At 60.8% G+C, this 23,291-nt stretch carries 28 protein-coding genes; 15 read left to right on the top strand and 13 right to left on the bottom strand.

The genetic code is table 11. The features are described 5' to 3' along the window. Nucleotides 1-173: 173 nt before the first annotated feature. Nucleotides 174-1,223, bottom strand: a complete 1,050-nt coding sequence (locus SM130_RS14665) for an alkene reductase (protein ID WP_102825300.1) — start codon at nucleotides 1,221-1,223, stop codon at nucleotides 174-176. A gap of 38 nt (nucleotides 1,224-1,261) precedes the next feature. Next, nucleotides 1,262-1,564 carry an ArsR/SmtB family transcription factor gene (locus SM130_RS14660; protein WP_102825301.1) on the bottom strand — a complete coding sequence of 101 codons (303 nt, stop codon included), beginning with the start codon at nucleotides 1,562-1,564 and terminating at the stop codon, nucleotides 1,262-1,264. Nucleotides 1,565-1,748: 184 nt separating this feature from the next. On the opposite strand from SM130_RS14660, the gene ispF reads away from it, so the two are divergent. The 8 genes from ispF to SM130_RS14620 all read left to right on the top strand — a co-directional run bounded on the left by ispF (nucleotide 1,749) and on the right by SM130_RS14620 (nucleotide 8,286). Beyond that, nucleotides 1,749-2,222 carry a 2-C-methyl-D-erythritol 2,4-cyclodiphosphate synthase gene (gene ispF / locus SM130_RS14655; protein ID WP_102825302.1) on the top strand — a complete coding sequence of 158 codons (474 nt, stop codon included), beginning with the start codon at nucleotides 1,749-1,751 and terminating at the stop codon, nucleotides 2,220-2,222. Further along, a complete protein-coding gene (truD, locus tag SM130_RS14650) occupies nucleotides 2,219-3,259 on the top strand; it encodes a tRNA pseudouridine(13) synthase TruD (RefSeq protein WP_102825303.1) in 1,041 nt (346 codons plus the stop codon). The genes ispF and truD overlap by 4 nt, the downstream gene beginning before the upstream one ends. Continuing rightward, a complete protein-coding gene (gene surE / locus SM130_RS14645; RefSeq protein WP_102825304.1) occupies nucleotides 3,259-4,008 on the top strand; it encodes a 5'/3'-nucleotidase SurE in 750 nt (249 codons plus the stop codon). Before truD ends, surE begins: the two co-directional genes overlap by 1 nt. Nucleotides 4,009-4,046: 38 nt before the next feature. Next, on the top strand, nucleotides 4,047-4,682 hold the full coding sequence (locus tag SM130_RS14640) for a protein-L-isoaspartate(D-aspartate) O-methyltransferase (protein WP_102825305.1): 636 nt from the start codon (nucleotides 4,047-4,049) through the stop codon (nucleotides 4,680-4,682). A 19-nt stretch (nucleotides 4,683-4,701) separates the two neighbouring features. Continuing rightward, entirely contained in the window at nucleotides 4,702-5,637 is a 936-nt protein-coding gene (locus SM130_RS14635) for a DUF368 domain-containing protein (protein ID WP_102825306.1), read from the top strand. A gap of 67 nt (nucleotides 5,638-5,704) precedes the next feature. Further along, on the top strand, nucleotides 5,705-6,517 hold the full coding sequence (locus SM130_RS14630; RefSeq protein ID WP_102825307.1) for a peptidoglycan DD-metalloendopeptidase family protein: 813 nt from the start codon (nucleotides 5,705-5,707) through the stop codon (nucleotides 6,515-6,517). A 100-nt stretch (nucleotides 6,518-6,617) separates the two neighbouring features. Further along, the gene (gene rpoS / locus SM130_RS14625) at nucleotides 6,618-7,613 is read left to right on the top strand and encodes an RNA polymerase sigma factor RpoS (protein ID WP_102825308.1); all 996 of its coding nucleotides are present in this window, start codon (nucleotides 6,618-6,620) and stop codon (nucleotides 7,611-7,613) included. Nucleotides 7,614-8,148: 535 nt separating this feature from the next. Beyond that, nucleotides 8,149-8,286, top strand: a complete 138-nt coding sequence (locus SM130_RS14620; RefSeq protein ID WP_181019257.1) for a hypothetical protein — start codon at nucleotides 8,149-8,151, stop codon at nucleotides 8,284-8,286. On the opposite strand, the gene SM130_RS14615 is transcribed toward SM130_RS14620, so the two are convergent. Continuing rightward, nucleotides 8,278-9,144, bottom strand: a complete 867-nt coding sequence (locus SM130_RS14615; RefSeq protein ID WP_102825309.1) for a GNAT family N-acetyltransferase — start codon at nucleotides 9,142-9,144, stop codon at nucleotides 8,278-8,280. The genes SM130_RS14620 and SM130_RS14615 overlap by 9 nt on opposite strands. A gap of 158 nt (nucleotides 9,145-9,302) precedes the next feature. Between SM130_RS14615 and SM130_RS14610 the strand changes: the two genes are divergently transcribed. Together SM130_RS14610 and SM130_RS14605 are read left to right on the top strand one after the other, a co-directional pair. Continuing rightward, nucleotides 9,303-11,240 carry a sodium:solute symporter family protein gene (locus SM130_RS14610; protein ID WP_102825310.1) on the top strand — a complete coding sequence of 646 codons (1,938 nt, stop codon included), beginning with the start codon at nucleotides 9,303-9,305 and terminating at the stop codon, nucleotides 11,238-11,240. Between the two features lie 267 nt (nucleotides 11,241-11,507). Then, a complete protein-coding gene (locus SM130_RS14605; RefSeq protein ID WP_102825311.1) occupies nucleotides 11,508-12,023 on the top strand; it encodes a hypothetical protein in 516 nt (171 codons plus the stop codon). 87 nt (nucleotides 12,024-12,110) lie between these two features. Here SM130_RS14605 and SM130_RS14600 read toward each other — a convergent pair whose 3' ends face one another. The 3 genes from SM130_RS14600 to SM130_RS14590 all read right to left on the bottom strand — a co-directional run bounded on the left by SM130_RS14600 (nucleotide 12,111) and on the right by SM130_RS14590 (nucleotide 14,227). After that, nucleotides 12,111-12,902, bottom strand: a complete 792-nt coding sequence (locus tag SM130_RS14600; protein ID WP_102825312.1) for an SIR2 family protein — start codon at nucleotides 12,900-12,902, stop codon at nucleotides 12,111-12,113. 6 nt (nucleotides 12,903-12,908) lie between these two features. Continuing rightward, nucleotides 12,909-13,457 (bottom strand): non-canonical purine NTP pyrophosphatase, encoded by a 549-nt coding sequence (locus SM130_RS14595; protein ID WP_102825432.1) that lies wholly within the window; start codon nucleotides 13,455-13,457, stop codon nucleotides 12,909-12,911. 329 nt (nucleotides 13,458-13,786) lie between these two features. Next, nucleotides 13,787-14,227, bottom strand: coding sequence for a group II truncated hemoglobin (locus SM130_RS14590; protein WP_102825313.1), 441 nt, complete (start codon nucleotides 14,225-14,227; stop codon nucleotides 13,787-13,789). 135 nt (nucleotides 14,228-14,362) lie between these two features. On the opposite strand from SM130_RS14590, the gene SM130_RS14585 reads away from it, so the two are divergent. Then, nucleotides 14,363-14,794 (top strand): universal stress protein, encoded by a 432-nt coding sequence (locus tag SM130_RS14585; protein ID WP_102825314.1) that lies wholly within the window; start codon nucleotides 14,363-14,365, stop codon nucleotides 14,792-14,794. Nucleotides 14,795-14,817: 23 nt separating this feature from the next. Here the strand turns inward: SM130_RS14585 and SM130_RS14580 are convergent, their stop codons facing one another. Beyond that, nucleotides 14,818-15,162, bottom strand: coding sequence for a YajD family HNH nuclease (locus SM130_RS14580; protein WP_102825315.1), 345 nt, complete (start codon nucleotides 15,160-15,162; stop codon nucleotides 14,818-14,820). Nucleotides 15,163-15,262: 100 nt separating this feature from the next. Next, nucleotides 15,263-15,961, bottom strand: coding sequence for a YebC/PmpR family DNA-binding transcriptional regulator (locus SM130_RS14575; protein ID WP_102825316.1), 699 nt, complete (start codon nucleotides 15,959-15,961; stop codon nucleotides 15,263-15,265). A gap of 212 nt (nucleotides 15,962-16,173) precedes the next feature. Here SM130_RS14575 and SM130_RS14570 point away from each other — a divergent pair, with 212 nt between their 5' ends. Further along, nucleotides 16,174-17,058, top strand: a complete 885-nt coding sequence (locus SM130_RS14570; RefSeq protein WP_102825317.1) for an EamA family transporter — start codon at nucleotides 16,174-16,176, stop codon at nucleotides 17,056-17,058. Between the two features lie 38 nt (nucleotides 17,059-17,096). Here SM130_RS14570 and SM130_RS14565 read toward each other — a convergent pair whose 3' ends face one another. The 3 genes from SM130_RS14565 to SM130_RS14555 all read right to left on the bottom strand — a co-directional run bounded on the left by SM130_RS14565 (nucleotide 17,097) and on the right by SM130_RS14555 (nucleotide 18,304). Further along, entirely contained in the window at nucleotides 17,097-17,231 is a 135-nt protein-coding gene (locus tag SM130_RS14565) for a hypothetical protein (protein WP_256044950.1), read from the bottom strand. Nucleotides 17,232-17,396: 165 nt separating this feature from the next. After that, the gene (locus tag SM130_RS14560; protein WP_423835164.1) at nucleotides 17,397-18,005 is read right to left on the bottom strand and encodes an MOSC domain-containing protein; all 609 of its coding nucleotides are present in this window, start codon (nucleotides 18,003-18,005) and stop codon (nucleotides 17,397-17,399) included. A gap of 101 nt (nucleotides 18,006-18,106) precedes the next feature. After that, nucleotides 18,107-18,304: a hypothetical protein gene (locus SM130_RS14555; RefSeq protein ID WP_102825318.1), complete on the bottom strand. Its 198-nt coding sequence runs from the start codon at nucleotides 18,302-18,304 to the stop codon at nucleotides 18,107-18,109. Nucleotides 18,305-18,408: 104 nt separating this feature from the next. Between SM130_RS14555 and dgt the strand changes: the two genes are divergently transcribed. Together dgt and SM130_RS14545 are read left to right on the top strand one after the other, a co-directional pair. Further along, on the top strand, nucleotides 18,409-19,905 hold the full coding sequence (gene dgt / locus SM130_RS14550) for a dGTPase (RefSeq protein ID WP_102825319.1): 1,497 nt from the start codon (nucleotides 18,409-18,411) through the stop codon (nucleotides 19,903-19,905). 279 nt (nucleotides 19,906-20,184) lie between these two features. Continuing rightward, nucleotides 20,185-21,393: an ammonium transporter gene (locus tag SM130_RS14545; protein ID WP_102825320.1), complete on the top strand. Its 1,209-nt coding sequence runs from the start codon at nucleotides 20,185-20,187 to the stop codon at nucleotides 21,391-21,393. 34 nt (nucleotides 21,394-21,427) lie between these two features. On the opposite strand, the gene SM130_RS14540 is transcribed toward SM130_RS14545, so the two are convergent. After that, complete coding sequence (locus tag SM130_RS14540) at nucleotides 21,428-22,360, bottom strand: 2-hydroxyacid dehydrogenase (protein ID WP_102825321.1); 933 nt, start codon at nucleotides 22,358-22,360, stop codon at nucleotides 21,428-21,430. A 130-nt stretch (nucleotides 22,361-22,490) separates the two neighbouring features. Between SM130_RS14540 and SM130_RS14535 the strand changes: the two genes are divergently transcribed. Beyond that, nucleotides 22,491-22,727, top strand: coding sequence for a DUF2789 domain-containing protein (locus tag SM130_RS14535; protein WP_102825322.1), 237 nt, complete (start codon nucleotides 22,491-22,493; stop codon nucleotides 22,725-22,727). A 56-nt stretch (nucleotides 22,728-22,783) separates the two neighbouring features. Here the strand turns inward: SM130_RS14535 and SM130_RS14530 are convergent, their stop codons facing one another. Beyond that, on the bottom strand, nucleotides 22,784-23,179 hold the full coding sequence (locus SM130_RS14530) for a DUF3597 domain-containing protein (protein ID WP_102825323.1): 396 nt from the start codon (nucleotides 23,177-23,179) through the stop codon (nucleotides 22,784-22,786). Nucleotides 23,180-23,291 lie beyond the last annotated feature (112 nt).

Below are 23,291 nucleotides of genomic sequence, written 5' to 3'. Positions count from 1 at the left end.
AATACCGATGCGACGGCGGAATGAGCAGGTGTTAGGGCGCAGCGTCGAGAACGCGTTGCTTGTCCATCGAAACCGACTCGCCGCCAATCTCTCGCGTGAGGGTAAGCCCACCGTCGCGGTAATGGAAAAAAGGCCCGACCGGTCACCCCGGTCGGGCCTTCCGTCGCAAGGAGCTAGAGCGACGGATAATCGGTATAGCCAACCGGTCCCTGGGCGTAGAACAGCTCAGGCTTGGCCTCGTTCAGCGGCGCGTCCTGGCGCAAGCGTTGGACCAGATCCGGGTTGGCGATGTAGGGGATGCCGAAGGCGACCGCATCGGCCTTGCCCTCCGCCAACCAGGCATTGGCCTGTTCGTTGGTGAAGCGTTCGTTGGCGATGTAGACGCCACCGAAGATTTCCTTCAGCTGAGGCCCCAGGCTGTCTTCGCCGGCTTGTTCGCGAGTGCAGATGAAGGCGATGCCGCGCTTGCCCAGTTCACGCGCAACATAGCCAAACGTCTCGGCGCGATTGGAATCGCCCATGTCATGCGAGTCGGCGCGCGGTGCCAGGTGCACGCCGACACGGCCGGCGCCCCACACCGAGATAGCGGCGTCGGTCACTTCCAGCATCAGTCGGGCGCGGTTTTCCAGAGAGCCACCGTAGGCGTCTGTGCGCTTGTTGGTGCTGTCCTGCAGGAACTGATCGAGCAGGTAGCCATTGGCGCCGTGGATCTCCACGCCGTCAAAACCAGCCTCCTTGGCGTTCTCCGCCCCCTTGCGATAGGCCTCGATGATGCCCGGAATCTCTTCAGTTTCCAGCGCCCGTGGCGTCTCATAATCTTTCATCGGGCGAACCAGGCTGACGTGGCCGGCCGGTTTGATGGCGCTGGGTGCGACCGGCAGTTGGCCGTCCAGGTAAATCGGGTCGGAGATGCGGCCGACATGCCAGAGCTGCAGAACGATCTTGCCGCCCTTGGCATGCACCGCGTCAGTGACCTTCCTCCAGCCCTGCACCTGCTCGGCGGACCAGATGCCAGGGGTGTCTGGGTAGCCGACGCCCATCGGCGTGACGGAAGTGGCTTCGCTGATGATCAGGCCGGCATCGGCGCGCTGGGCGTAGTACTCGGCGATCAGGTCACCGGGAATACGGCCGGGCTCGGCGCGGCAGCGGGTCAGCGGCGCCATGATGACGCGGTTGTTCAGTTCCAGGTCGCCGATCTTGATCGGGTCGAAGAGTGTGGGCATAGCAATATCGCTCCTATTACTGGTGATGCGAAAAGGGCTCAGAGGTCTTGGCCGATGCGCTCGACGAAGGTTTGGATGGCCTGGTCGTTACGCTTGAAAAAATGCCATTGGCCGACCTTTTGGCTGGTAATCAACCCGGCCTTTTGTAGGGTCGCCAGATGGGCCGATACGGTTGACTGCGACAGCCCGGCGCGCTGGTCGATCTGCCCGGCACAGACGCCGTTTTCGAGTGAATGGTGCTGGTCGGCGAAATAGCGCTGCGGCTCCTTGAGCCAGCGCAGAATGTCGCGGCGCAACGGGTGGGCGAGGGCCTTGATGATGTCGTCGAAGTCGTCCGGCATGAGTTGGCCTGGGTTGTGTATATCGGAATGAAGCGAACTATATATCGCTATCTTCCGATATGAGATCGATTCGGCTGATGGTGGTTATCGCTGATGTCGATGGCCGGGCTGAATCGCGAAACCCTCAGGCCGCGGCCGGGTCCTGTAGAATCGCCGCCTCGAGATTTTCCAGGGTGCTTCATCTATGCGTATCGGCCACGGTTACGACGTGCACCGCTTCGGCGAAGGCGATCACATCACGCTTGGCGGCGTGCGAATTTCACACAGGCTTGGGTTGCTGGCGCATTCCGATGGTGATGTGCTGCTGCACGCGTTGAGCGATGCACTGCTGGGGGCCGCGGCGCTGGGTGATATCGGCAAGCATTTCCCGGACACAGACCCGCAGTTCAAGGGCGCCGATAGCCGCGTGCTGCTGCGTCATGTGCTGGAACAGGTACAGGCCAAGGGCTGGCAGGTGGGCAACGTAGACGCCACCATCATCGCCCAGGCGCCGAAAATGGCACCGCACATCGACAACATGCGTGCGCTGATTGCCGCGGACCTGCAAGTCGAAGTGGATCAAGTCAACGTAAAGGCCACCACCACCGAGAAGCTTGGCTTCACCGGACGTGAGGAAGGGATCGCTGTTCATGCGGTTGCCTTGCTGGTCCGCGCATGACTGAAGATCAGTTGCTCGGACCGCGCGCCCATGGCGAGCCCTGTGGCAGCGCGGTGCTGAAGGCCGTCGCGGAGGATTTTCAGGTCGACGAGGTACTCGACATCCCGTTGTCCGGCGAGGGCGAGCATCTGTGGCTGTGGGTGGAAAAACGTAACCTGAATACCGAGGAAGCCGCCAAGCGCATCGCCCGGGCCGCCGGCGTGCCGTTGAAGATGATCAGCTACGCCGGGTTGAAGGACCGGCAAGCGCTTACCCGTCAGTGGTTCAGCCTGCATCTGCCGGGCAAAGCCGATCCTGATCTTGCCGCCGCCGAAAACGACAGCCTGACGATCCTCAAACGCACCCGGCACCAGCGCAAGCTGCAGCGTGGCGCGCATTCTGCCAATGGCTTCCGCTTGCGCCTGACTGCGCTGCAGGGCGACCACGCTGAAATCGATGCGCGACTGCAACGAATCAAGACTCATGGCGTGCCGAACTACTTTGGTCTGCAACGTTTTGGCTATGAAGGCGGCAATCTTCACGGCGCGCGCGAGTACGCCGAAAAAGGCGAGCTGCCTGTGCAACGCAACCTGCGCTCGCGCCTGCTCTCGGCGGGGCGCAGTTACCTATTCAATCGCGTGCTCGCCGAGCGGATTGCCGATGGCACCTGGAATCAGGCAAAGCAGGGCGATCTGCTGGCTTTCACCGACAGCCGCAGCTTTTTCCCGGCGGGGCCTGCAGAGTGCAGCGACCCACGTTTGGCCATCCTGGACCTGCATCCAACAGGTCCTTTATGGGGCATCGAAGGCTCGCCAGCAGGTGACGAAATACAGGCACTCGAAAATGCTGTCGCTGAAACTGAGCCATCTGTCGTCAATTGGTTGGCGCAAGCAGGAATGAAGCACGAACGGCGCATTCTTCGCCTCCCCATTGGCGGTTTGTCGTGGCATTATCCCGAGCCTGACATTCTGCAACTGGAATTCGTCCTGCCGACCGGATGCTTCGCCACCGCCATGGTGCGTGAGCTGGTCAGCCTGGCAGGGCAGACGGACATCTGATGCGTATTCTGATCGCCAACGACGACGGGGTGTATGCACCCGGGCTCGCCGCGCTTTATGACGCGCTGGCCGACTATGCCGAGTGCAAGGTAGTAGCCCCGATTCAGGACATGAGCGGCGCGAGCAGCGCGCTTACCCTGGATCGCCCACTTCATCCGGTAAGCATGCCGAACGGCTTCATTGGGCTGAACGGCTCGCCCACCGATTGCGTGCACCTGGGCCTCAACGGCTTGCTCGAGGAAACCCCGGACATGGTCGTTTCGGGCATCAACCTCGGCGCCAACCTGGGTGACGACGTGCTGTACTCCGGCACCGTCGCGGCAGCTATCGAAGGGCGCTTTACCGGGCGTCCGGCTTTCGCCTTTTCGCTGGTATCGCGCACGACGGAGAACTTGGCGACCGCTGCCCACATCGCGCGCATGCTGGTGGAAAAGCACGACCAGCTCGAGCTGCCTCCGCGTACGGTGCTTAGCGTCAACGTGCCGAACTTGCCTCTGGACCATATTCGCGGCATTCGGCTGACCCGCCTGGGCCATCGCAGTCGTGCTAAACCGCCGGTCAAGCAAGCCAACCCGCGCGGCAAGGAAGGTTACTGGATTTCGGTTGCTGGCGATGTCGAAGACGGCGGGCCGGGTACCGATTTCCACGCGGTAATGCAGGGCTACGTATCGATCACGCCGCTGCAGTTGGATCGAACCTTTCATGAGGCCTTTGGCGGTCTTGAGAGCTGGCTGGAGAACGTGCTGTGAGACATCGCGAACAAGACAGCTTGCTACATGGCTCGGGAATGACATCCCAGCGCACCCGTGACCGCCTGATCCAACGCCTCTATGAAGAAGGGCTGTCCAGCGCCAAGGTGCTGGAAGTCATTCGTCGCACGCCGCGTCATCTGTTCGTCGACGAAGCGCTGGCGCACCGCGCCTACGAAGACACCGCACTGCCAATTGGCCACAACCAGACAATTTCCCAGCCGTTCATGGTCGCGCGCATGAGCGAACTGCTGCTGGCGGACGGCCCCCTGGACAAAGTATTGGAGATCGGTACCGGTTCCGGTTATCAGACCGCTGTGCTGGCACAGTTGGTCGAGCGGGTGTTCTCGGTCGAGCGCATCCAGGCATTGCAGGACCGCGCCAAGGAGCGCCTGGTCGAACTCAAGCTGCGCAATGTGGTCTTTCGCTGGGGCGATGGTTGGGAGGGCTGGCCTGCGCTGGCGCCTTACAACGGAATCATCGTCACCGCAGCGGCAGCCGATGTGCCGCAGGCCCTGCTCGATCAACTGGCGCCCGGCGGGCGACTGGTGATTCCGGTTGGTGTCGGCGAGGTCCAGCAACTCATGCTGATCATTCGAGAGGAGAACGGCTTTTCACGCCATCTTCTGGATACCGTACGTTTCGTGCCGCTGCTCAATGGACCTGTGATTTGATCATTCAGCGGAAGGAAGCATGAAGAACGCTTTATTGTTGTACGCCAAGGGCATGGCCATGGGCGCGGCGGATGTGGTGCCGGGTGTCTCGGGCGGTACCGTAGCGTTTATCACCGGTATCTACGACGAGTTGCTGCGTTCGATCAGCGCTGTGCCGTATGCCGCTCGCCCGCTGTTGCGTGGACGCATTGGCGAAGCGTGGAGTACCGCCAATGCCAGTTTCCTGCTGATTCTATTCGCTGGTGTGCTCACCAGCATTCTCAGCCTGGCGAGGCTGATCACCTATCTTCTGGAAGAGCATCCAATTCCGGTGTGGTCGTTTTTCTTCGGCCTTATCCTGGTATCGGTGCACCTGGTGGGCAAGGAAATCCAGCGGCGCAACCTGACGCGGCTGGTGAGTTTCTGTCTGGGTATAGGGTTCGCCTACTGGATCACCGTGGCGGCTCCCATGCAGTGGGGCAGTGGCAGCGTAAGCCTGTTCCTCGCTGGCGCCATCGCCATATGCGCAATGATCCTGCCCGGGATTTCCGGCAGTTTCATTCTCGTCCTGCTGGGGTTGTATCAAGTGGTACTAGGTGCCGTGAAAAGCCTGGATGTGGGCGTCATGATGACTTTCGCAGCAGGCTGCGTCGTGGGGCTGCTGAGCTTCGCCCGACTTCTGAGCTGGTTGCTCAAGCGGTGGCGTGATCTGACGCTGGCGTTTCTCACCGGGCTGATGCTTGGTTCATTGAATAAAGTATGGCCCTGGAAGGAAACGCTAACCTGGCGCACCAACTCCAGTGGAGAGAATGTTCCGCTTTTGCAGCAAAACCTCATGCCTGGCACCTACGGTGATTTGACCGGCCAGGATCCTCAGTTGCTGCTGGCCGTGCTGCTGGCGGTTGGCGGTATCGTTCTGGTACTGAGTCTCGAGTGGTTCGCTGGTCGACGCCAGCCGATGACGGAAGGCGTCTGACGCACTTGTCTATGAAAGGGAGCGGGCATTGAGGCTCACAGCAGTACAGCGGTGGATTCGCGACCCAATGGTCCGCTCGATGCTCGGCCTTCTGGTGATTGCCGGAGCGCTGGAGGGCTGTACCTCGCCTCAGGGTGGCGGCGTGCAGGTCGTCGATCGCAATCAGCGTGATCGTGTCACCAGCGGTCAGTACACCGTGCGCCGAGGCGACACGTTGTGGTCCATCGCGTTCCGCTTCGGTTGGGACTGGCGTGAGCTGGCTCGGGTGAATGGCATCCAGCCGCCACACGTCATCTATCCAGGGCAGAAGATCCGCTTCGGCGGCGGCTCGTCGCGTGTCGCTTCTGCTGCGCCGCGGCCCGCACCTCAACCTGCGCCGACGCCGGCACCCTCGACGCCTGTGGTAGTTGCCACGCCCATACCGCGTCAGGCGCCAATTACCACTCCTTCGAGTCCGCCTCCTGCAGCCCCGCCGGCAAGCACTCAGGTGACCCCCGTTGCCCGTTCTGCAAGCGGTTGGGCATGGCCGGCGAACGGCGCGATCATCGGTCGATTCTCGTCAAACGGTAGTTTGAATAAAGGAATTGATATCGCTGGGGAATTAGGACAGCCTGTCCTGGCTGCTTCTGATGGGACTGTTGTGTACGCCGGCAGTGGATTACGGGGTTACGGCGAACTTGTGATCATCAAGCACAGCGATACCTATGTAAGCGCCTACGGACATAGCCGCAGGCTGCTGGTGCGGGAGGGCCAACAAGTCAAGGCTGGGCAAAGTATTGCCGAGATGGGATCGACGGGAACCGACCGGGTGAAGCTGCACTTTGAGATTCGCCGCCAGGGCAAACCCGTAGACCCGTTGCAATATCTGCCAAGACGTTGACCTGTCGCCTGCCTGTTCCAGCACTAGGTTCGGCTTGAGCGTAGCCAGGGACCCGCGTCGCTTGGGCCTGTTGTCGAACTCGGAACAGGACAAGAATAATATGGCACTTAAAGACCAAGCGCTGGAGTTTGACGTCGACGATGCGGTTCTGCTTATGGAAACGCCTATCCACCTCGACCAGAAAAACAAAGTGACCAAGGCTGCCACAGCAGGCAGACCCAAGGCCGCATCCAGCAAACAGCACAAGTTCATCGATTACAACCGGGCCCTGGATGCAACCCAGTTGTACCTCAACGAAATCGGTTTCTCCCCCCTCCTTACACCCGAAGAAGAAGTGCACTTCGCGCGCCTTGCTCAGAAAGGCGATCCTGCGGGGCGCAAGCGCATGATTGAAAGCAACCTGCGGCTAGTGGTGAAGATCGCTCGGCGATACGTTAACCGTGGCCTTTCGTTGCTCGATCTGGTTGAGGAGGGCAATCTGGGACTGATTCGCGCGGTCGAGAAATTCGATCCCGAACGCGGCTTCCGCTTCTCCACCTATGCCACCTGGTGGATTCGACAGACCATCGAGCGGGCGATCATGAATCAGACCCGTACGATCCGGCTGCCGATTCATGTGGTCAAGGAGTTGAACGTCTACCTTCGGGCGGCGCGCGAGCTGACGCAAAAGCTCGACCATGAGCCGAGCCCCGAGGAGATTGCCAATCTGCTGGAAAAACCGGTCGGTGAGGTCAAGCGGATGCTTGGCCTCAACGAGCGTGTCACTTCAGTCGACGTGTCGCTTGGTCCGGATACAGACAAGACCCTGCTCGATACGCTGACCGACGATCGTCCGACTGATCCGTGTGAATTGCTATTGGACGATGACCTTTCCAACAGCATCGATCAGTGGCTGTCAGACCTCTCCGAGAAGCAGCGGGAGGTGGTGATCCGTCGTTTCGGCCTGCGGGGTCACGAGGCCTCCACGCTGGAAGAAGTGGGCCAGGAGATCGGCCTGACTCGAGAGCGTGTTCGCCAGATTCAGGTGGAGGCGCTACGACGCCTTCGCGAGATTCTGGAGCGCAACGGCCTGTCGAGCGACGCGCTGTTTCAGTGAAGTACCGTCGGGCTCGGCACCGCCGGGCCCGACATCCGGTACTTAGTAGGGCTCCCCTCATTATGCCGTGCGCCCTCAATGGTCGATCCATTGAATTAATCCGTTCCGGCCACTTCTCCGTGTTCGCCTATTCGGTTGTGAGCATTCGCTTACAAACGTTGTAAGCAAAGCCCATAAAGTAGCCGCAGCAGCCGACCATTTTTGATCCTGAACCAAGATAAGTGGCGGATAGATAAGCTATTTATTCTTCGGTGGCGGCATGCTGCCTATTGCCGTACGGATATGCACTAGCTTGCTGCTCAGCGGCCAATCATTAATATCGCTCTCGCGCTCAGGGATTAGCGCGGCCTTCAGGAAGAAGGTTAGGGACCATCGCAGGAAGCGGTGTCATCCAGGATGATGAGAAGGGATATAGGGAGCAAGGAAGGAGGTGGGCGGGGTCAAACCCGCCCCTTTTTTTTGCCTGCAAAAACTCTCGCTGAACCGAGTGGCCGGGATACGGCCTAAGGTTGGAGTCCATCAGCGGAGAATGAAAATGAACGGCGATCAGCACAACGACCAGTCAACCGAAGAGCAAGACGACGTGGCCCGTCGGCCAGATGAGGCTGACGAAGATCAGCTCGATGAGGCGATTGAAGAAACCTTTCCAGCCAGCGATCCGATTTCACCCTGATCCTGGCAAGCGGCAGGCGGGGATGCCCGCTTCTGCCGCCCGCGCTAGCAATGCAGGCATCACGTGCCTGCATAGCAGCGGCGCGATGTCTTCCCGTGTACATGGCGCCAGTGCCAACCATTCCAACTCCTCCAGTTCGGCCTGTACCTTCACCGTATGGCGCAGACGGGCAATGAACACGTCCGCTTCCACCTGATGGTCAGGTTCGTTCGCCGCCGCTGCGCGGAAATGTCCCAACGGCTCGAAAGCCTCATTCTCAAACCGCAGATCCAGCTCCTCATGCAGCTCACGTCTTAATGTCTCGAGCGGCGTTTCGCCCGCTTCAGCCTTGCCGCCGGGCAGCATGAAAAAACGCGTTCCACGCTTGCGCACCACTAGCAGCCGGTCGCTTTCGTCGAACAGGCAGGCTATGGCAATGGTGAGGGTAGCGATGGGCATGGGCAGCATCCTTCTTTCGATGACCAGGGCGAGCAGTGTCTTGGTTCGTTTGTATCGGCTGAGTCGGTCGGCCAAGGGCTCCGGTAGTTGGCTCGTCAGCTTAAACCCCAGGCGCGTGTAGAACTCCAGAAGCTCTGGTTTGCAGAATAGCCAGACCGGCCCGAGGGTGGCGTCCAGGGCGCGGCGTACCAGTTGTGTGCCTACTCCACGTGTTCGCATGGAGGGGCTTACCAGCAGGCCGGTCAGAAAATGCCCGTGCGCTACCGGTGTCAGGCATAGACCAGCAACGATATCTCCGCGCCGCGCGACCCAGCAGGTTGCTTCAGGGCGCACGCGATTACGGCTGTTATGGTCACGATAGAACCGGACCAACAGTGGGCGCAGGGCCTCGGGTAGCTGCGTGTAGTCGATAGCGGGCATCTGCTTATGGGGGCTTTTTCGAGACCGCTAGTCTAGCGCTTGGGCGTTGAGCGCCAAACGGCTCTATGCCTCAAAAGTGCCGTTCATCCGCTCGGTGCATCTTTTCCGCTGTCTGGGCGCTCTCACCCTTTAGCGCCTCCAACGACAGGAATAACAAGATGTTGGATCTAATGATCGTGCTCGCGTTTGTCCTCTATGGCCTCTCGGCAGGGATGCGTGCTCGCAACAAAGCATCACAAAGCCTCGACGAATACTTTCTTGCCGGACGAACCATCAAGGGATGGCGTGCCGGCGTTTCGATGTCCGCCACGCAGTTCGCCGCCGACACGCCGTTGCTGGTCAGCGGTCTCGTCGCGACCGCCGGCGTCTTCGCACTTTGGCGGTTGTGGATCTACGGCCTGGCGTTCCTTCTGCTGGCGTGGGTATTCGCATCGGGTTGGCGCCGTGCAGGCGTGCTGACCGACGCGGAGCTCACGCGGGTGCGTTACAGCGGGCCTGCCGTTGTCCCGCTGCGACTGTTCAAGGCCATCTATTACGGCACCGTGATCAACTGCGTCGTGTTGGCGATGGTGCTGGTGGCTGCCATTCGCATCGCCGAGGTGTTTCTGCCCTGGCATGAGTGGCTGCCTGGTGGGGTCTACCCGGTGATCATGGGCGCGGTCGAGTCGAGCGGGATCCGCTTGGGCGAAAGCATCACCGGGCTGGATCAGCTGACGACCAGCACCAACAATCTGATTTCGATCCTGCTGATCCTCGCCTTCACCGCCATGTATTCAATCACCGGCGGCTTGCGTGCGGTGGTTCAGACTGACGTGATGCAATTCAGCGTTGCCATGCTCGGTACCCTGGCATACGCCTGGTTCGTGGTCGATGCGGCAGGTGGCTTGGGTGGGCTGACGGATCGCATCGTCGAGCTTTATGGCAGCGAGCAGGCAGCCAAGATGCTTTCGTTCTCGCCGCCGAGCAACGCTGGCGAGGCGTTGACGCCATTCCTGGTGATCGTCGGATTGCAGTGGTTGTTCCAGATGAACTCCGATGGCACCGGCTACCTGGCGCAGCGGAGTATGGCTTGCCCGACGGATCGCGAAGCGCGGATCGCCGGCCTGGTATTCACCTGGCTGCAGATTTTCCTGCGTAGCCTGTTCTGGCTGGCAATCGCCATCGGCTTGCTGGTGTTGTACCCGTTCAGCCCTGACGAGATGAGTGGCGAGGGGTTCACCGCTGCGCGCGAGGCCTTGTTCGTCACTGGCATTGATGAGCTGTTACCGCCGGGCTTTCGCGGTTTGATGCTGGTGGGTTTGCTGGCCGCACTGGCGTCGACCGTCGATACGCATCTCAACTGGGGGGCTTCCTACTGGAGCAATGACGTCTACGGCGGCGTCGTCGCGCCTAAGCTGCTCAAGCGCAAGCCCAAGGACAAGGAGCTGGTGTTGGTCGCGCGGCTGTCCAACATTCTCATTCTGCTGATTGCGATGGTCATCATGGCCAACCTCGGCTCGATCCAGACGGCGTGGTTCATTTCGTTGCTGTTCGGCGCGGGCATGGGCTCGGTGTTGGTCCTGCGCTGGTTGTGGGAGCGCATCAACCTGTATTCCGAGCTGACGGCTATGGTCGCATCGCTTATTACGGCGCCGCTGCTGCTCTACTTCCTCGGCACGGATCCGGAACGGGAGTGGATTCGCCTCGGCATCATGTCGCTGGTGACCTGTAGCGCCGCGATATTGGTCAGTTACATCACGCCGCCAACCGATGAGGAAACGCTCGACCGCTTCTATCGCAGGGTGCGCCCGTTCGGCTTCTGGGGGAAAACAGCGACACGCTGCGGGGTAACCCGTCGCGATTCAATCAAGGCATTAGGCGCACGACTGTTTGCGGTAGCCGTGACGGCCTTGTCCCTGTTCACGCTATTGATCGGTGTGGGGCGGTTGCTGTTCCCGCAGCCCGACGGCAGCCCGCTCCTGGCATGGATATGCGTTGCGGTTGGTCTGGCATTGATGCCCGTATGGATGTATCTCGCGTTTAGTCGTTATTTCGATGACAAGCGGGAAGAAGATACGCCCGACCTGCAGGCAGATCGTGCTGATGCGACCAGCTAACATTTGAATGACTGGCGATTATATAGGTAGAGCCAATAAGCCAAATAATAGCGGTTTAATGTCATGGAGTTGTTCGATGATGGCGTGACAATATTGTATGTATACATAAAATGATAAGAATCATCGTATTAGATAGTTTTCTTAGAGTTTTTTATGAAATATCGGTCATTCGTCGATTCTTCAGGCAACCACCAGTTTTACATGCTTGTCTCAGGACTACGCATTGCTATTGCGTAATTACCAACAAGCATAAATAGAGGTGCCGTCATGAACCGACTCTTCAAAACTTCATTGATGATTGCTGCAATGCTCCCGGCTATTGCCGGAGCGGCTCCAATGACGGGTGACAAGGAAATTACCCTGGGTGGCGCGGGCAGCAGCGACAAAGACTTCGACGATACTATTTTCTCCGTTCAGGGGAGTTGGGGTCAGTATCTGAGCGAATCGTCTTTATGGGGCGTTCGGCAAACCATCAATGCTCGTGATACCGAAGGCGAGAGCGTCAAATTCGATGGCTCAACCCGGGTCTTTTACGACTACCACTTCGGTACCGGCAAAGCTCGGCCATTCATTGGTGCCAGCATTGGCGGTGTCTACGGTGATCGTGTAGATGAGACCTTCATGGCGGGGCCGGAAGTCGGCTTTAAATACTGGGTTCAGGACAAGACTTTCATTACCGCGATGGCGGAATATCAGTTCCTGTTCAAGAGCGGAAGCGATGCGCGAGATCGTTATGACCATGGTGTATTTCTTTACAGCATCGGGGTCGGCTTCAACTATTGATCGAAGCCTGCGCGATGTCCTTCGTGGCATCGCGCATATTCGATAGAAAGGTCGTAATACCGTTTCGCTTGTTGGCGAGTGAGTCGACTAGCTCTCGACCAGTTGCTGTAGAAAGTTCTTCAGGGCGACGCCGGGTTCATCATCTTCGGATGCAATCATGCGAATGCCCCATTGCCGCAGCACTTCTTCCTGTACCGGGTTAGGCTTGTGTGAAAACACATAGGAAATAGGCCTTACGCCCAGCGCTTCGTGTTCGTTCCATATCTTCGAAAGCTTGTGGAAAAGCAAACGGATATTGGTATCCGAGAGGCTGTAGCCGATAAATAGAACGGCCTTGCTTAGCGTGTCAGCCCGCAACTTGATATCCAGCGGTGTTTCGAATTGCAGGCGCTGGTAGTAGCTCGTTTCGTCGAGCACGATTGATGCGTCGTCATCGAAGTCCCCATGAAACTTGACGATCTGCCTGACCCCGTCACGTGCCTTGGTGAGATCGCTCGCGTTGGCGATCTTGACGTAATCGACGGCATGCGCGTCATGCGCGTACTCGAGCCAGCGGTCGTAGTTGGTCGTGTAGATCGCTGGAAAGCGGCCACGCACGATCAGCCGATGGATCTCCGAGTCACGTATTTCGATGTCGCGGTGCCATTCACGATCCATCCAGCTTCGTAGCGGGCCGATGCTGCCTTTCTTGATCCGGTAGTACTCGGCTAGGGCGAGGAAGTTGCCGTAGGTATTGAACACCTCCGGGTCATAGTCGAGCTGCACGGCGATTTCATCGATCAGCTCCTTCCAGGGTGGCAGGCCGATGTTGGCGGACACGCCGGAGCCGACGAAGAGGATCAGCCGATTGTTCTTGTACGCATCGCGAAGCTGGTCCATGGCTGCTCAGGACTCCCGCAGAAACGTGACGAATGCGTCCAGCGCTCGCCGGCGCATGGATAGCCCGTTCTTCTGCTTGCCCAGTTGCGCAAACGTCTGGTTCTGCCCTTCGGGGATGAACACATCGTCCCATTCGAAACCGCCGTGGCCGGCGGGGTGAGATGAAATACGCCCGGCGACGATGCCCTCGAAGAAGTGCCGTTTGCGACCGTCGCAATAGCCGATCAGGGTCCGTGCTTCGGCTGCCGGATCGTCGAGCCGGCCGATCAGCTCCGAGAATCGCTCAGCCTGCAACCTGTCCCAGAATATCTGCGTCAGGCCTCCGGGGAAGCCATTCAGGCTGTTGATGAACAGCCCGGTGTGTTCGACAAAGACTGGCTTGCCGATCAGTTTGAAAGCGGCCAGCAGCTTGTCGCTGACCAGTTGCTGCAGGTCTTCGGTGCGTAGCTCCTCGATACGAATAGGGAAGGGCTTCACCTCGATTCCGCTTGGCTCGAGAATCTCGCAGACCTCGCGGATCTTCTGCTGGTTGATAGACGCAAAGCGGATTTTCATGAGACGAACCAACTCCGGTTGTTCGGCGGCTGGTACTGCCGCGATGACCGCTGCCATGTCTGTATGACGCGAGGTGTGCGGCTCGGTTCGCCTTTTGATGAGTGACAAGAAGCAAAGCCGCCTGACATGTCGCCGGCCGCTGCACCCGCATCACGGGTTCGAGGGTCGGGCTGGAGACCCGAAGGCCGGCGTGTCGCTGGAGGGCGCTACGGCTACGTCAGGTCAACCGGCGCTGCGCCGGGTGACCGAGCCAGCGCTGGCCCATTCGCCATTCGGCGTGCTAGATGGCCCTACCGCGTGGTGACGCTCGCGAGGATGAATGCTGTCGCTCAGTGCTGGCCGGGACGTGCCGGGCAAACCGCTTGAACCTGGCGGATGCGCTCGGCCGGGACGCGCAGTTGGCGCAGCAGGTATTCGGCGAACGCCAGAGTGTATGGCTGACGGGCGATGGCCTGCTCCATGCAGAACAGCCAGGCGTCCCGCTCGGCTTCGCCAACCTGCCAGCGTGTATGGAACTGCGGAATGCTGATGCCACCGTACTTTTCGGCGTAGCGCTTCGGGCCTCCGAGCCAGCCGCAGAGAAAGCTCGCGAGGCGATCATGGGCTTCGCTCAGATCATGCGGATACATGGCGCGAACATTCGCCGCTTGTGGCGCCTGTTCCATTACCCGATAGAAATCAGCGACCAGTCGTTGCAGGCCAGGCTCGCCACCGGCGGCCTGGAACGAGGCGTCACCGACGCCGAATGCGGGACCTTGACCGAGGCTCATCAGGCTTGTCTCTGGCTCGTTGAAGAGGCGCGCGATGATGCGCGCTTGTGCCAGATCAAAACAAGTGCAAGTAGCGACAACAGCGCAGCGGCAGCTGGTCTAAGCTGAGATTCCACACAACAGCGGAGACAGCAAATGCGCAGGCTTCTGGTTGCATACGATGGTTCAGACAACGCCAAACGCGCCTTGCAATATATTGTCGATCTGGCGCGGGACACGGGCCTGGTGCCGCAGGTGCATGTGGTCAATGTCCAGCATGAGCCGGTCATCTACGGCGAATATTTCACCGCGGCGATGTACGACGAGCTCAACAAAAGCATCATTGCCAAGGGACGTACCGTTCTCGACGAGGCGGCTGCCGTGCTTCAGGCCGCTGGCCTGAGCTGCGAGACCCACGCGCTCATGGGCAACGTCGCTGAGCAGGTCGCCGATGCGGTCAAGCGCCTGGGCTGCGACACGGTAGTGATGGGGACCCGCGGCCTGGGCAGCTTTACCGGGCTGCTACTGGGCTCGGTGGCGAACCGGGTGATCCATGAAGTGGCGGTCCCGGTTCTGCTGGTCAAATAAGCTGACACGCCAGCCCTGGTCAATCAGTCCGGTTTGCTCTTGAGCAAGTCAGCCAGATTGGCGAAGGCCTTGAAGGTTTCCTTCGGGCCAAGATCGCTGCCAGGGCGGGCCTCGGCGTGGTACTGGTTGTCGGTGTAACGAGAGTGTTCGTTGTCGTGGCAATACAGACAGAGCAGCTCCCAGTTGGAGCCATCCTCGGGGTTGTTGTCGTGATTGTGGTCCTTGTGGTGGACCGTCAGTTCACTCAGGCGCTTGCCGGAAAACTCACGGGCGCAACGCCCACAGACCCACGGGTACATCTTCAGGGCTTTTTCCCGATAGCCCTGCTCGCGCTGGCTGTAGGGCGTGGCGGGTTTGCTGGTACTCATCGTCAATGCTCGCCGGATTACGTTGTTCTTCTGGGGGCCGTTCCCGTGTGCTCGTTATCACGAGCAGGACGGGAGCTGTCCTTAGTTAAGCCGATGGCGGTCAGCCGGCCAAGCCGACATAGACGTTCTGCACATCGTCATGGGCATCGATGGCCTCGAGGAAGGCTTCGACTTCCTCAAGCTCCGCACCGGACAGGCTGACCGGGTTCTTCGGACGGTAGCCCAGTTGCGCCGACTGCACGGTAAAACCGAACTCCGGCAGGGCCTTGCAGACGGCGTCGAGGTCAGTCGGTTCGGTGATGAACAGCGTGGCGCCTTCATCTGCCGCTTCGAAATCCTGGGCACCGGCCTCGATGGCGGCCATTTCGGCGTCGGCATCGCCCTGTGGAGCGGCCTCGATCATGCCGACGTGGTCGAAGTCCCAGGTTACCGAACCGGAAGAGCCCAGCTGGCCCTTGCGGAACAGCACGCGGATCTCGGCGACGGTGCGGTTCACGTTATCGGTCAGGCATTCGACGATCAGCGGAACCTGATGCGGCGCAAAACCCTCGTAAAGGGTGCGTTCGTAATGAACCACCTCACCGCTGAGGCCGGCGCCTTTCTTGATGGCGCGCTCGAGGGTGTCCTTGGGCATCGAAGCTTTCTTGGCCTGTTCGACGACCAGGCGCAGGCGCGGATTCATGTCAGGGTCGGCGCCGCTGCGGGCTGCGATCATGATTTCCTTCGACAGTTTGCCGAAGATCCTGCCCTTGGCGTTCGCCGCCGCTTCCTTATGCTTCGCTTTCCACTGTGCGCCCATGCTCGTCCCCGTCTGAAGTGATGAAGTCAGGCGCGGATTCTATAGCGTCCGTACGGGTTTCGTCGCCGGTGGCGGTCGAGCCTGGCATCGGTGTCCGTTCGGGGCGATAGGCGGTTGGCCGGCACTGTGCCGCTCAATTCGGCAGTCACTGTATGGAGCGTTAGTCGGAAGCGGCGTCTTTAATGCTGTTTTAGGTAATAAGGTGCGTCGCCATGTCGCCTCGGGATCTGTTGCTCGCGCTGGTCGTCATCATTGTCTGGGGCATGAACTTCGTGGTGATCATGGTCGGCCTGCACGATGTGCCGCCGATGCTGCTCGGGGCGCTGCGTTTCATGCTGGCAGCCGTGCCTGCGGTGTTCTTCATCAAGCGGCCGCAGGTGCCGTTGCGCTGGATGCTGGCCTATGGGCTGACCATTTCGCTCGGGCAATTCGCTTTTCTGTTCACTGCCATGAAGCACGGCATGCCGGCGGGGCTGGCTTCGCTGGTGCTGCAGTCGCAGGCGTTTTTCACCTTGTTCTTCGCGGCAATGTTTCTCGGCGAGCGGATACGCCCAGCCAATCTGCTGGGCCTGGTCATAGCGGCCTGTGGCCTGGCGCTGATCGGTGCGCAGAGCGGGTTGGGCATGACCCTGAGCGGGTTCGTGCTGACCATCTGTGCAGCGTCCATGTGGGCGCTGGGCAATATCGTCACGCGCAAGGTCGGCAAGGTGAATCTGGTCGGCCTGGTGGTTTGGGGCAGTCTGGTGCCGCCATTGCCGTTTCTGGCGCTGTCGCTATGGCTGGAAGGGCCGCACGTGATCGAGACGGCATTGCGGGGCATTGGTTGGCAAACGATTCTGGTGCTCGTCTACCTGGCCTTTGGTGCGACGATTCTCGGTTACGGGCTATGGAGTCGCCTGCTCTCGCGGTATCCGGCGAGTCAGGTGGCGCCGTTCTCGCTGCTGGTGCCGGTGGTCGGCCTGAGCTCGGCCAGCGTGCTATTGGGGGAGCGTTTGGGATCGCTGCAGCTGGGAGGGGCGTTGCTGGTGATGCTCGGGCTGGCGGTGAACGTCTGCGGTAGCTGGGTCGTCGGTCGCTTGCGTCTGGTCAGAGCCTGAGACGCCCGGCGTCGGGCCGGGCGTAGCGGTCGATTGCTTCAGTGCGTGGCAGCGTGGGTGCCGAGCAGAGTGGTGGAGCCACCTTTCTTGTCGCGCTTGGCCATGCGTTTCTCTTGTGCGGTTTTCAACGGCTTTTTCTTGCCGTCCTTCTTCGCGTCCATTCCCTTGCTCATGGTGTTCACCTCTGATTGCGTGGCTGGACAGTTCCTGATCTATGCAGACCTCGCGGCTGGCGGCACAAGCGCTCTGCGCTGGTACCTGGGCAGGTCCGGTGTCTTCCATGACCGCTGCAGTATGGCAGCGCTGCGCTGCTTTGCACGCAATGCTTTGCGAGGGGCTCAGTCGAACAGGTCGCGCTGGTCCCGGTGACCGCGACGGGCGTCGTAGCGTTGGCGGAAGATCGCCCGATAATGCGTGGCAAGACGTGGCAGCTCGGCCAGTTGCAGCAGTGTTTCGTCGGCCAGACCTGGATCGAGAAAGCAGCGCCAGAGATGCGTAACGCTGACGCCAGGGTGCGGGCGCTCGAGCAGTTGCAGCGCATCGCCCGGCCGCACGTGGCCTTCCTCGATGGTCCGGTAGAGCCAGCCGATGCGGCCGCTTGCTGACAGCTCGCGTGCCAGGCCACGGACGCCGTGGCGGCTGTCCAGTCTGATGCAGGGCGAGCGTGGCTGGCTGACCTCTATTAGCGCGCCGCCCCAGCGCAGCCGGTCACCGATGCACACCTGAGCCTCATCCAGCTGTTCGCTACCCAGGTTCTCGCCGAAGGCACCGAGGCCAAGCCGCGTACGCAGCTGCGCAAAGCGCTGCGCCCAGTAGACGTAATGCTGCGTCGGGTAATGGCAGAGCGTGCGCTCGGGGCCACCGTGAAAGCGCTGGTCCGCAACCCGGTCGCCCTGCAAGCCGGCCATGCCCAGCCAGAGCGGACCTGCGGACGCATGCTTGTCCATGGCGGTAGCCTTGCTGCTGCCGGGCAGGGGCGAGAATCGCTCGCACAGCAGCGGGCCGCTGACCGCCCAGATTTGCGGCGCGGTGGCCGCCAGGCTTTCGTTCAAGGCTGCTGCGCCTGATTGAGCTGCTCCAGCTCGCGACGCACCATTGCAGTGTATTCGGGCGGGCTGAGGCGATACAGCTCAGTGGCGACCCAAGGCAACCAGCGCGAACCCATTGCCTCGCGCGGGTCGAGCAGCCGCTGGGCTTCGGTACGGGCGCGCTCGGCGTTGTTCTGGTGGAAATCTGCTCGGCTCACGAATCGTCTCCGTTGCGGTAGCTGGCCATGAAAGGTGCGGCGATGGTAAACCCGGAACGCTCGCGTTAGGCTCGATGGCTTATTTTTCGCCACGAGAACGATGCATGCCGGTTTCCGTGAATTTCAAGCACAAGATCTCCCGCCAACGTCCCTACGGCAAGGCAGAGGCGGGCCTCAGAGCCAGTGATGGCGACCTGGTTGCAGTGCTCGATCAGCTGGAAAGCGATCGCGGGCGGATCATCAACTCGGCCGCGGTGCGTCGTTTGCAGCAGAAGACCCAGGTCTTTCCGCTGGAGCGCAATGCGGCAGTGCGCAGCCGTCTGACACACTCGCTGGAAGTGCAGCAGACTGGGCGTTTCATCGTCCGCACGCTCTACAAGCAGCTTGGCGACAGGGCTGGCGAGTTCGGCTTGGACGGGCTCGAGCCTGCGCTGCAGAGCCTGGTAGAGATGACCTGCCTGATGCATGACATCGGTAACCCGCCGTTCGGCCATTTCGGCGAGTACGCCATCGGAGAGTGGTTCGAGCGCCATCTCGATGCGCTGTTCACTGCCGCCGTGACGCCGGGGCAGGGCGATGCCGAACTGCGCAAGCGGATGCTGGTCGATCTCAAGCATTTCGAAGGCAACGCCCAGGCGATTCGACTGGTTGTCTCGCTACAGCGGTTGAACCTGACCTATACGCAGACCGCCGGCCTGCTCAAATACGTCCGTCCCGCCTACCAGGCCAAGCCGGCGAAGGGCAAGCCCGGCGCTTACCTGCTGAAAAAGCCCGGCTTCTACCTGTCCGAGGAACCCTTCGTACGTACCTTGCAGGCCACGCTGGACATGCAGCCGTGCACCCGCCATCCGCTGGCTTATGTGATGGAAGCCGCCGACGACATCGCCTACTGCCTGGCTGATATCGAAGACTCGGTGGAGAAGGGCATCTTCAGCATCGAGCAGCTGGCGCAGCTGCTGCTGGACAAGTTTGCCCTGCATGGTTCTGTGGATGCGCCGGTACCGGGACCGGAGCGCAGCTTCCGCAGCATGGTCAATTATGCGCTGGAGCGTGCGCACAAGGAGCCGATCAACAAGGCCGGCGAGTTCTTCATCTGGCTGCGTGTGAGCCTGATCCACCCACTGGTGCAGCACGCCGCTCGGCAGTTCGTCGACAACATCGAGGCTGTATACCACGGCACCCTGGACCGGGCGCTGCTGGAGGACGACAGCCTGCCGAATGCCATCGTGCAGACCTTCAAGGACGTGGCGATGGACAAGGTGTTCTGCCACCGCGAGGTTGAAACCTTGCAGTTGCAAGGCTATCGCATCCTTCAGGGCCTGCTGGAGTTCTATGCGCCGCTGCTGCGCGCGCCGGCGCCGGTGTTCGAAGCGCTCACCCTGGGTGGCTGTCGCAGCGAGCCCCATCTGCAGATGCTTGCACGGCGCCTGCCCAATCAGCTGGTCAAGGCTTATCACGAAGCGCTCAAGGCGCATGCCGAGGACGCGGCCGACCGCCCTCTGTGGGAGTTCTACTACCGCAACCGGATGCTTCAGGACTACATCAGCGGCATGACCGACCAGCTGGCCCAAGACGAATACCGCGCGCTCTCGGCGCTCTGACTGACGCAGCGCGACGCCCGCCGCTGCGCTTGGTACGGGCATTGCTACTCCTTGGTGCAGCAGTCGCCGTGCAAGCGCCTTAATGGCGCACGACGGAACCCCGGTATTTTCCATAACCTATTGATATCAAAGGTTTCATGGTGCTTCGATTGTTGGCTCGAAGCGATCCCCGGCTGCAGGTTACGGTAATAGCTCCTGGCGCAGTGACGCATCTCGGTGCGTGCGTTTGGCCGTGGTTACCGTTTTGGTGCGTAGTGTCCGCTGAGGCTGTAGTCACTCATGGAAAACCTCGACAGTGCCGTGCAAACCCTGGTTCACGGCTCGAATACCCTGTTCATACTGATTGGTGCGGTGATGGTGCTGGCCATGCATGCCGGCTTCGCCTTTCTGGAAGTCGGCACGGTACGCCTGAAAAATCAGGTCAATGCCCTGTCGAAAATCATCACCGATTTCGCCGTCTCCACCCTGGCGTACTTCTTCATTGGCTACTGGGTCGCCTATGGCGTGACCTTCATGCAGCCAGCGGATCAGCTGGTGTTGGATCACGGCTACGCGCTGGTGAAGTTCTTCTTTCTGCTGACGTTCGCTGCGGCCATCCCTGCGATCATTTCCGGCGGCATTGCCGAACGTGCGCGATTCGGTCCGCAGCTGTGTGCAACGCTGCTGATCGTCGCGTTCGTCTATCCGTTCTTCGAAGGGCTGATCTGGAACGGCAATTTCGGCGTCCAGACCTGGCTCGAGCACCAGTTCGGTGCATCCTTCCATGACTTCGCGGGCTCCGTAGTGGTGCACGCGATGGGCGGGTGGCTGGCATTTGGAGCGGTGGTTCTGCTCGGACGGCGCAACGGTCGTTATCGGGACGGCAGGTTGGTGGCTTTCGCGCCGTCGAATATTCCGTTTCTGGCGCTGGGATCGTGGATTCTCATCGTCGGCTGGTTCGGCTTCAACGTGATGAGCGCGCAATCCATCGAAGGCATTAGTGGGCTGGTAGCCGTCAACTCGCTGATGGCGATGGTCGGGGGAACCGCCGCTGCATGGCTGGCTGGGCGCAACGACCCGGGCTTCCTGCACAACGGCCCGCTGGCCGGCCTGGTGGCGATCTGTGCCGGCTCCGACCTTATGCATCCAGTCGGTGCGCTGGCTACCGGTGCTATCGCCGGGGCGCTGTTCGTTTGGGCATTCACCGCCACGCAGAACCGCTGGAAGATCGACGATGTGCTGGGTGTGTGGCCACTGCACGGCCTGTGTGGCGTTTGGGGCGGGGTGGCTTGTGGAATCTTCGGTCAGGCGGCACTCGGCGGACTGGGTGGCGTGAGCCTGATCAGCCAGGTGATCGGCAGCGGCCTGGGCATGCTGGTGGCGTTGCTGGGTGGCTTCGGCGTCTACGGCTTGCTCAAGCTGACCACAGGTATTCGCCTGAGCCAGGAAGAGGAGTTCAACGGCGCGGATCTCTCCATTCACCGGATCGGCGCCCTGAGCCAGGATTGAGGCGCTCGAGCTCGCCTGTTGCCGCAGCCGCGCCCTAGTAACCGCGGCTGCGCTCCACCAGATCGCTCAGCGGCTGGCCATCCTGCAGCGCTCGCAGGTTGTGCACGACGACCCGCGCGGCACTGCGCATGTCCGTTGCAGCAGCCACGTGCGGCAGCACAGTCACTCGCGGATGGCTCCAGAGCGGATCGTCTGCCGGCAGAGGCTCACAGCGAAATACGTCGAGTACGGCGTGCCCGACCTGGCCACGCTCCAGCGCATCGAGCAGATCGGCCTCGACTACGTGGCCTCCGCGCGCGAGGTTTATCAGCCCGGCGCCGGGAAGCAGAGCGTCGAAGAAGCGCCGGTTCAGCAGATCGCTGGTCTGTGCGGTCAACGGCAGCAGGTTGATGACGATGTCACTGCGGGCCAGCAGGGGCCAGAGTGCATCCATCCCGTGTTCGAGCGAAAGGCCTTCCAGTGTGCCGCCGCGCAGGTTCCAGCCAGTCACCCGATAGCCTAAGGCGAGCAGGCGCATGGCGCAGACGCGGCCCATCTGACCCGTACCGAGCAGCGTGACCTGAATTTCATCGGCACGCCGTTGCGGCAGTTGCCGCCACTCACAGGTGCGCTGTTGCCGGGCGTAGGCGTAGAAGTGCCGGTGCAGCGAGAGCGTCGCCCACAGCGCGGTTTCAGCCATGGCCGCACTCATGGCCGGATCAACCATGCGCGCCACCGGCACATCAGGAAGACTCGAGTCGTTCAGCAGGCGATCCACGCCGGCCCACAACGACTGGATCAGGCGCAGATTGGGCAGCCCTTGCAACGAGCCGGGCGGCGGGTTGGCGACCACCGCTGCAGTAATTCGCTCGGCGTTTGCCGGCGTTACGGTCAGGTGCCAGCGGGCATCGGCCAGGGCGTCCTGCAATTGTGCGAGCCAGGCGTCGCGCTCGTCATCGTCGAAGCTACCGCAGAGCAGTATGTCCATGCAGATGTCCCTCCGGGATTGGTCCTGGGTCCAGGCGGAACTGTACCCAGCCATAGGGCCTCTGAATAGACAAGTAGCGGAACGCGCCCGGTGCGCCTTTCGGCCTGTTAACGAGCCCCAGGAGAACACTATGGAATTGCCCAACAAAAATCTCGGTACGCTGTTCGATCAACTTGGCCTGGAGTCGGATCCGGCGAGTATCGATGCGTTCATCGCCAAGAATGGCCGCTTGCCGGAAGACGTGCGGCTGGCCGATGCGCCGTTCTGGAACGAGTCGCAGCGCTCGTTGCTGCGCGATGAATGGATCGAGGATGCGGAGTGGGCGCCCATCGTCGACGAGCTGAACGTGCGCATGCACGAGCACTGATCGCCGATGTCCAGGCTGCGGCAAGTGCCGCAGCCCGATGTTGCCGTTCAGGTGATTCAGTCCAGCAGATCGGTTGGAACGTTTCCGCCGTTTTCGACCAGCTTGTTCAGCACCGTCTTGTGCAGCCACATGTTCATCTGGGCCGAGTCACCCATCTTTTCAGCGGGGCAACCCAGCTCGGTGGCGAGCTCCTTGCGTGCAGTCAGGCTGCTGTCCAGGCCGAGCAATTTCAGCAGATCGACGATAGAGGTACGCCAATTGAGCTTCTCCGGATGGTTGTGCGCCATGCCATCGAGCTTGGCGGCGACGTCGACCTGATCCACGGCCGGCGCAGCGAGCGCCCCGGCACCGCCTGTAGAGGCCTCAGGGGGCGTGGTGGGTGCGGTGGAATCCGGCGTGGTGTGCGTCTGGCCGAGACCGATCTTTTCCAGTATCGAGTTGAACAAGCCCATGGGGATCTCCTGTCTGCGTGGTGAGCGGTGCCTGAGTAGGACCGCTCGCCTATCGATTCGTCGCGCAAGCACTCGGGCGGCCCAAGAGCTGTGTTAGCGAGCGTCGCGAGCA

This window comes from Stutzerimonas stutzeri (assembly GCF_038561965.1).
Taxonomy (GTDB): Bacteria; Pseudomonadota; Gammaproteobacteria; order Pseudomonadales; family Pseudomonadaceae; genus Stutzerimonas; species Stutzerimonas stutzeri_AA.
Note: the sequence above shows the minus strand (reverse complement) of the source record. Positions and strands in the feature narration are given on the sequence as shown.

Excerpts from the sequence above, each read along its gene's own strand:
- SM130_RS14665 (WP_102825300.1), bottom strand. The coding sequence starts at position 1,223 with ATGCCCACACTCTTCGACCCGATCAAGATCGGCGACCTGGAACTGAAC.
- SM130_RS14660 (WP_102825301.1), bottom strand. The coding sequence starts at position 1,564 with ATGCCGGACGACTTCGACGACATCATCAAGGCCCTCGCCCACCCGTTG.
- ispF (WP_102825302.1), top strand. The coding sequence starts at position 1,749 with ATGCGTATCGGCCACGGTTACGACGTGCACCGCTTCGGCGAAGGCGAT.
- truD (WP_102825303.1), top strand. The coding sequence starts at position 2,219 with ATGACTGAAGATCAGTTGCTCGGACCGCGCGCCCATGGCGAGCCCTGT.
- surE (WP_102825304.1), top strand. The coding sequence starts at position 3,259 with ATGCGTATTCTGATCGCCAACGACGACGGGGTGTATGCACCCGGGCTC.
- SM130_RS14640 (WP_102825305.1), top strand. The coding sequence starts at position 4,047 with ATGACATCCCAGCGCACCCGTGACCGCCTGATCCAACGCCTCTATGAA.
- SM130_RS14635 (WP_102825306.1), top strand. The coding sequence starts at position 4,702 with ATGAAGAACGCTTTATTGTTGTACGCCAAGGGCATGGCCATGGGCGCG.
- SM130_RS14630 (WP_102825307.1), top strand. The coding sequence starts at position 5,705 with ATGGTCCGCTCGATGCTCGGCCTTCTGGTGATTGCCGGAGCGCTGGAG.
- rpoS (WP_102825308.1), top strand. The coding sequence starts at position 6,618 with ATGGCACTTAAAGACCAAGCGCTGGAGTTTGACGTCGACGATGCGGTT.
- SM130_RS14620 (WP_181019257.1), top strand. The coding sequence starts at position 8,149 with ATGAACGGCGATCAGCACAACGACCAGTCAACCGAAGAGCAAGACGAC.
- SM130_RS14615 (WP_102825309.1), bottom strand. The coding sequence starts at position 9,144 with ATGCCCGCTATCGACTACACGCAGCTACCCGAGGCCCTGCGCCCACTG.
- SM130_RS14610 (WP_102825310.1), top strand. The coding sequence starts at position 9,303 with ATGTTGGATCTAATGATCGTGCTCGCGTTTGTCCTCTATGGCCTCTCG.
- SM130_RS14605 (WP_102825311.1), top strand. The coding sequence starts at position 11,508 with ATGAACCGACTCTTCAAAACTTCATTGATGATTGCTGCAATGCTCCCG.
- SM130_RS14600 (WP_102825312.1), bottom strand. The coding sequence starts at position 12,902 with ATGGACCAGCTTCGCGATGCGTACAAGAACAATCGGCTGATCCTCTTC.
- SM130_RS14595 (WP_102825432.1), bottom strand. The coding sequence starts at position 13,457 with ATGAAAATCCGCTTTGCGTCTATCAACCAGCAGAAGATCCGCGAGGTC.
- SM130_RS14590 (WP_102825313.1), bottom strand. The coding sequence starts at position 14,227 with ATGAGCCTCGGTCAAGGTCCCGCATTCGGCGTCGGTGACGCCTCGTTC.
- SM130_RS14585 (WP_102825314.1), top strand. The coding sequence starts at position 14,363 with ATGCGCAGGCTTCTGGTTGCATACGATGGTTCAGACAACGCCAAACGC.
- SM130_RS14580 (WP_102825315.1), bottom strand. The coding sequence starts at position 15,162 with ATGAGTACCAGCAAACCCGCCACGCCCTACAGCCAGCGCGAGCAGGGC.
- SM130_RS14575 (WP_102825316.1), bottom strand. The coding sequence starts at position 15,961 with ATGGGCGCACAGTGGAAAGCGAAGCATAAGGAAGCGGCGGCGAACGCC.
- SM130_RS14570 (WP_102825317.1), top strand. The coding sequence starts at position 16,174 with ATGTCGCCTCGGGATCTGTTGCTCGCGCTGGTCGTCATCATTGTCTGG.
- SM130_RS14565 (WP_256044950.1), bottom strand. The coding sequence starts at position 17,231 with ATGAGCAAGGGAATGGACGCGAAGAAGGACGGCAAGAAAAAGCCGTTG.
- SM130_RS14560 (WP_423835164.1), bottom strand. The coding sequence starts at position 18,005 with ATGGACAAGCATGCGTCCGCAGGTCCGCTCTGGCTGGGCATGGCCGGC.
- dgt (WP_102825319.1), top strand. The coding sequence starts at position 18,409 with ATGCCGGTTTCCGTGAATTTCAAGCACAAGATCTCCCGCCAACGTCCC.
- SM130_RS14545 (WP_102825320.1), top strand. The coding sequence starts at position 20,185 with ATGGAAAACCTCGACAGTGCCGTGCAAACCCTGGTTCACGGCTCGAAT.
- SM130_RS14540 (WP_102825321.1), bottom strand. The coding sequence starts at position 22,360 with ATGGACATACTGCTCTGCGGTAGCTTCGACGATGACGAGCGCGACGCC.
- SM130_RS14535 (WP_102825322.1), top strand. The coding sequence starts at position 22,491 with ATGGAATTGCCCAACAAAAATCTCGGTACGCTGTTCGATCAACTTGGC.
- SM130_RS14530 (WP_102825323.1), bottom strand. The coding sequence starts at position 23,179 with ATGGGCTTGTTCAACTCGATACTGGAAAAGATCGGTCTCGGCCAGACG.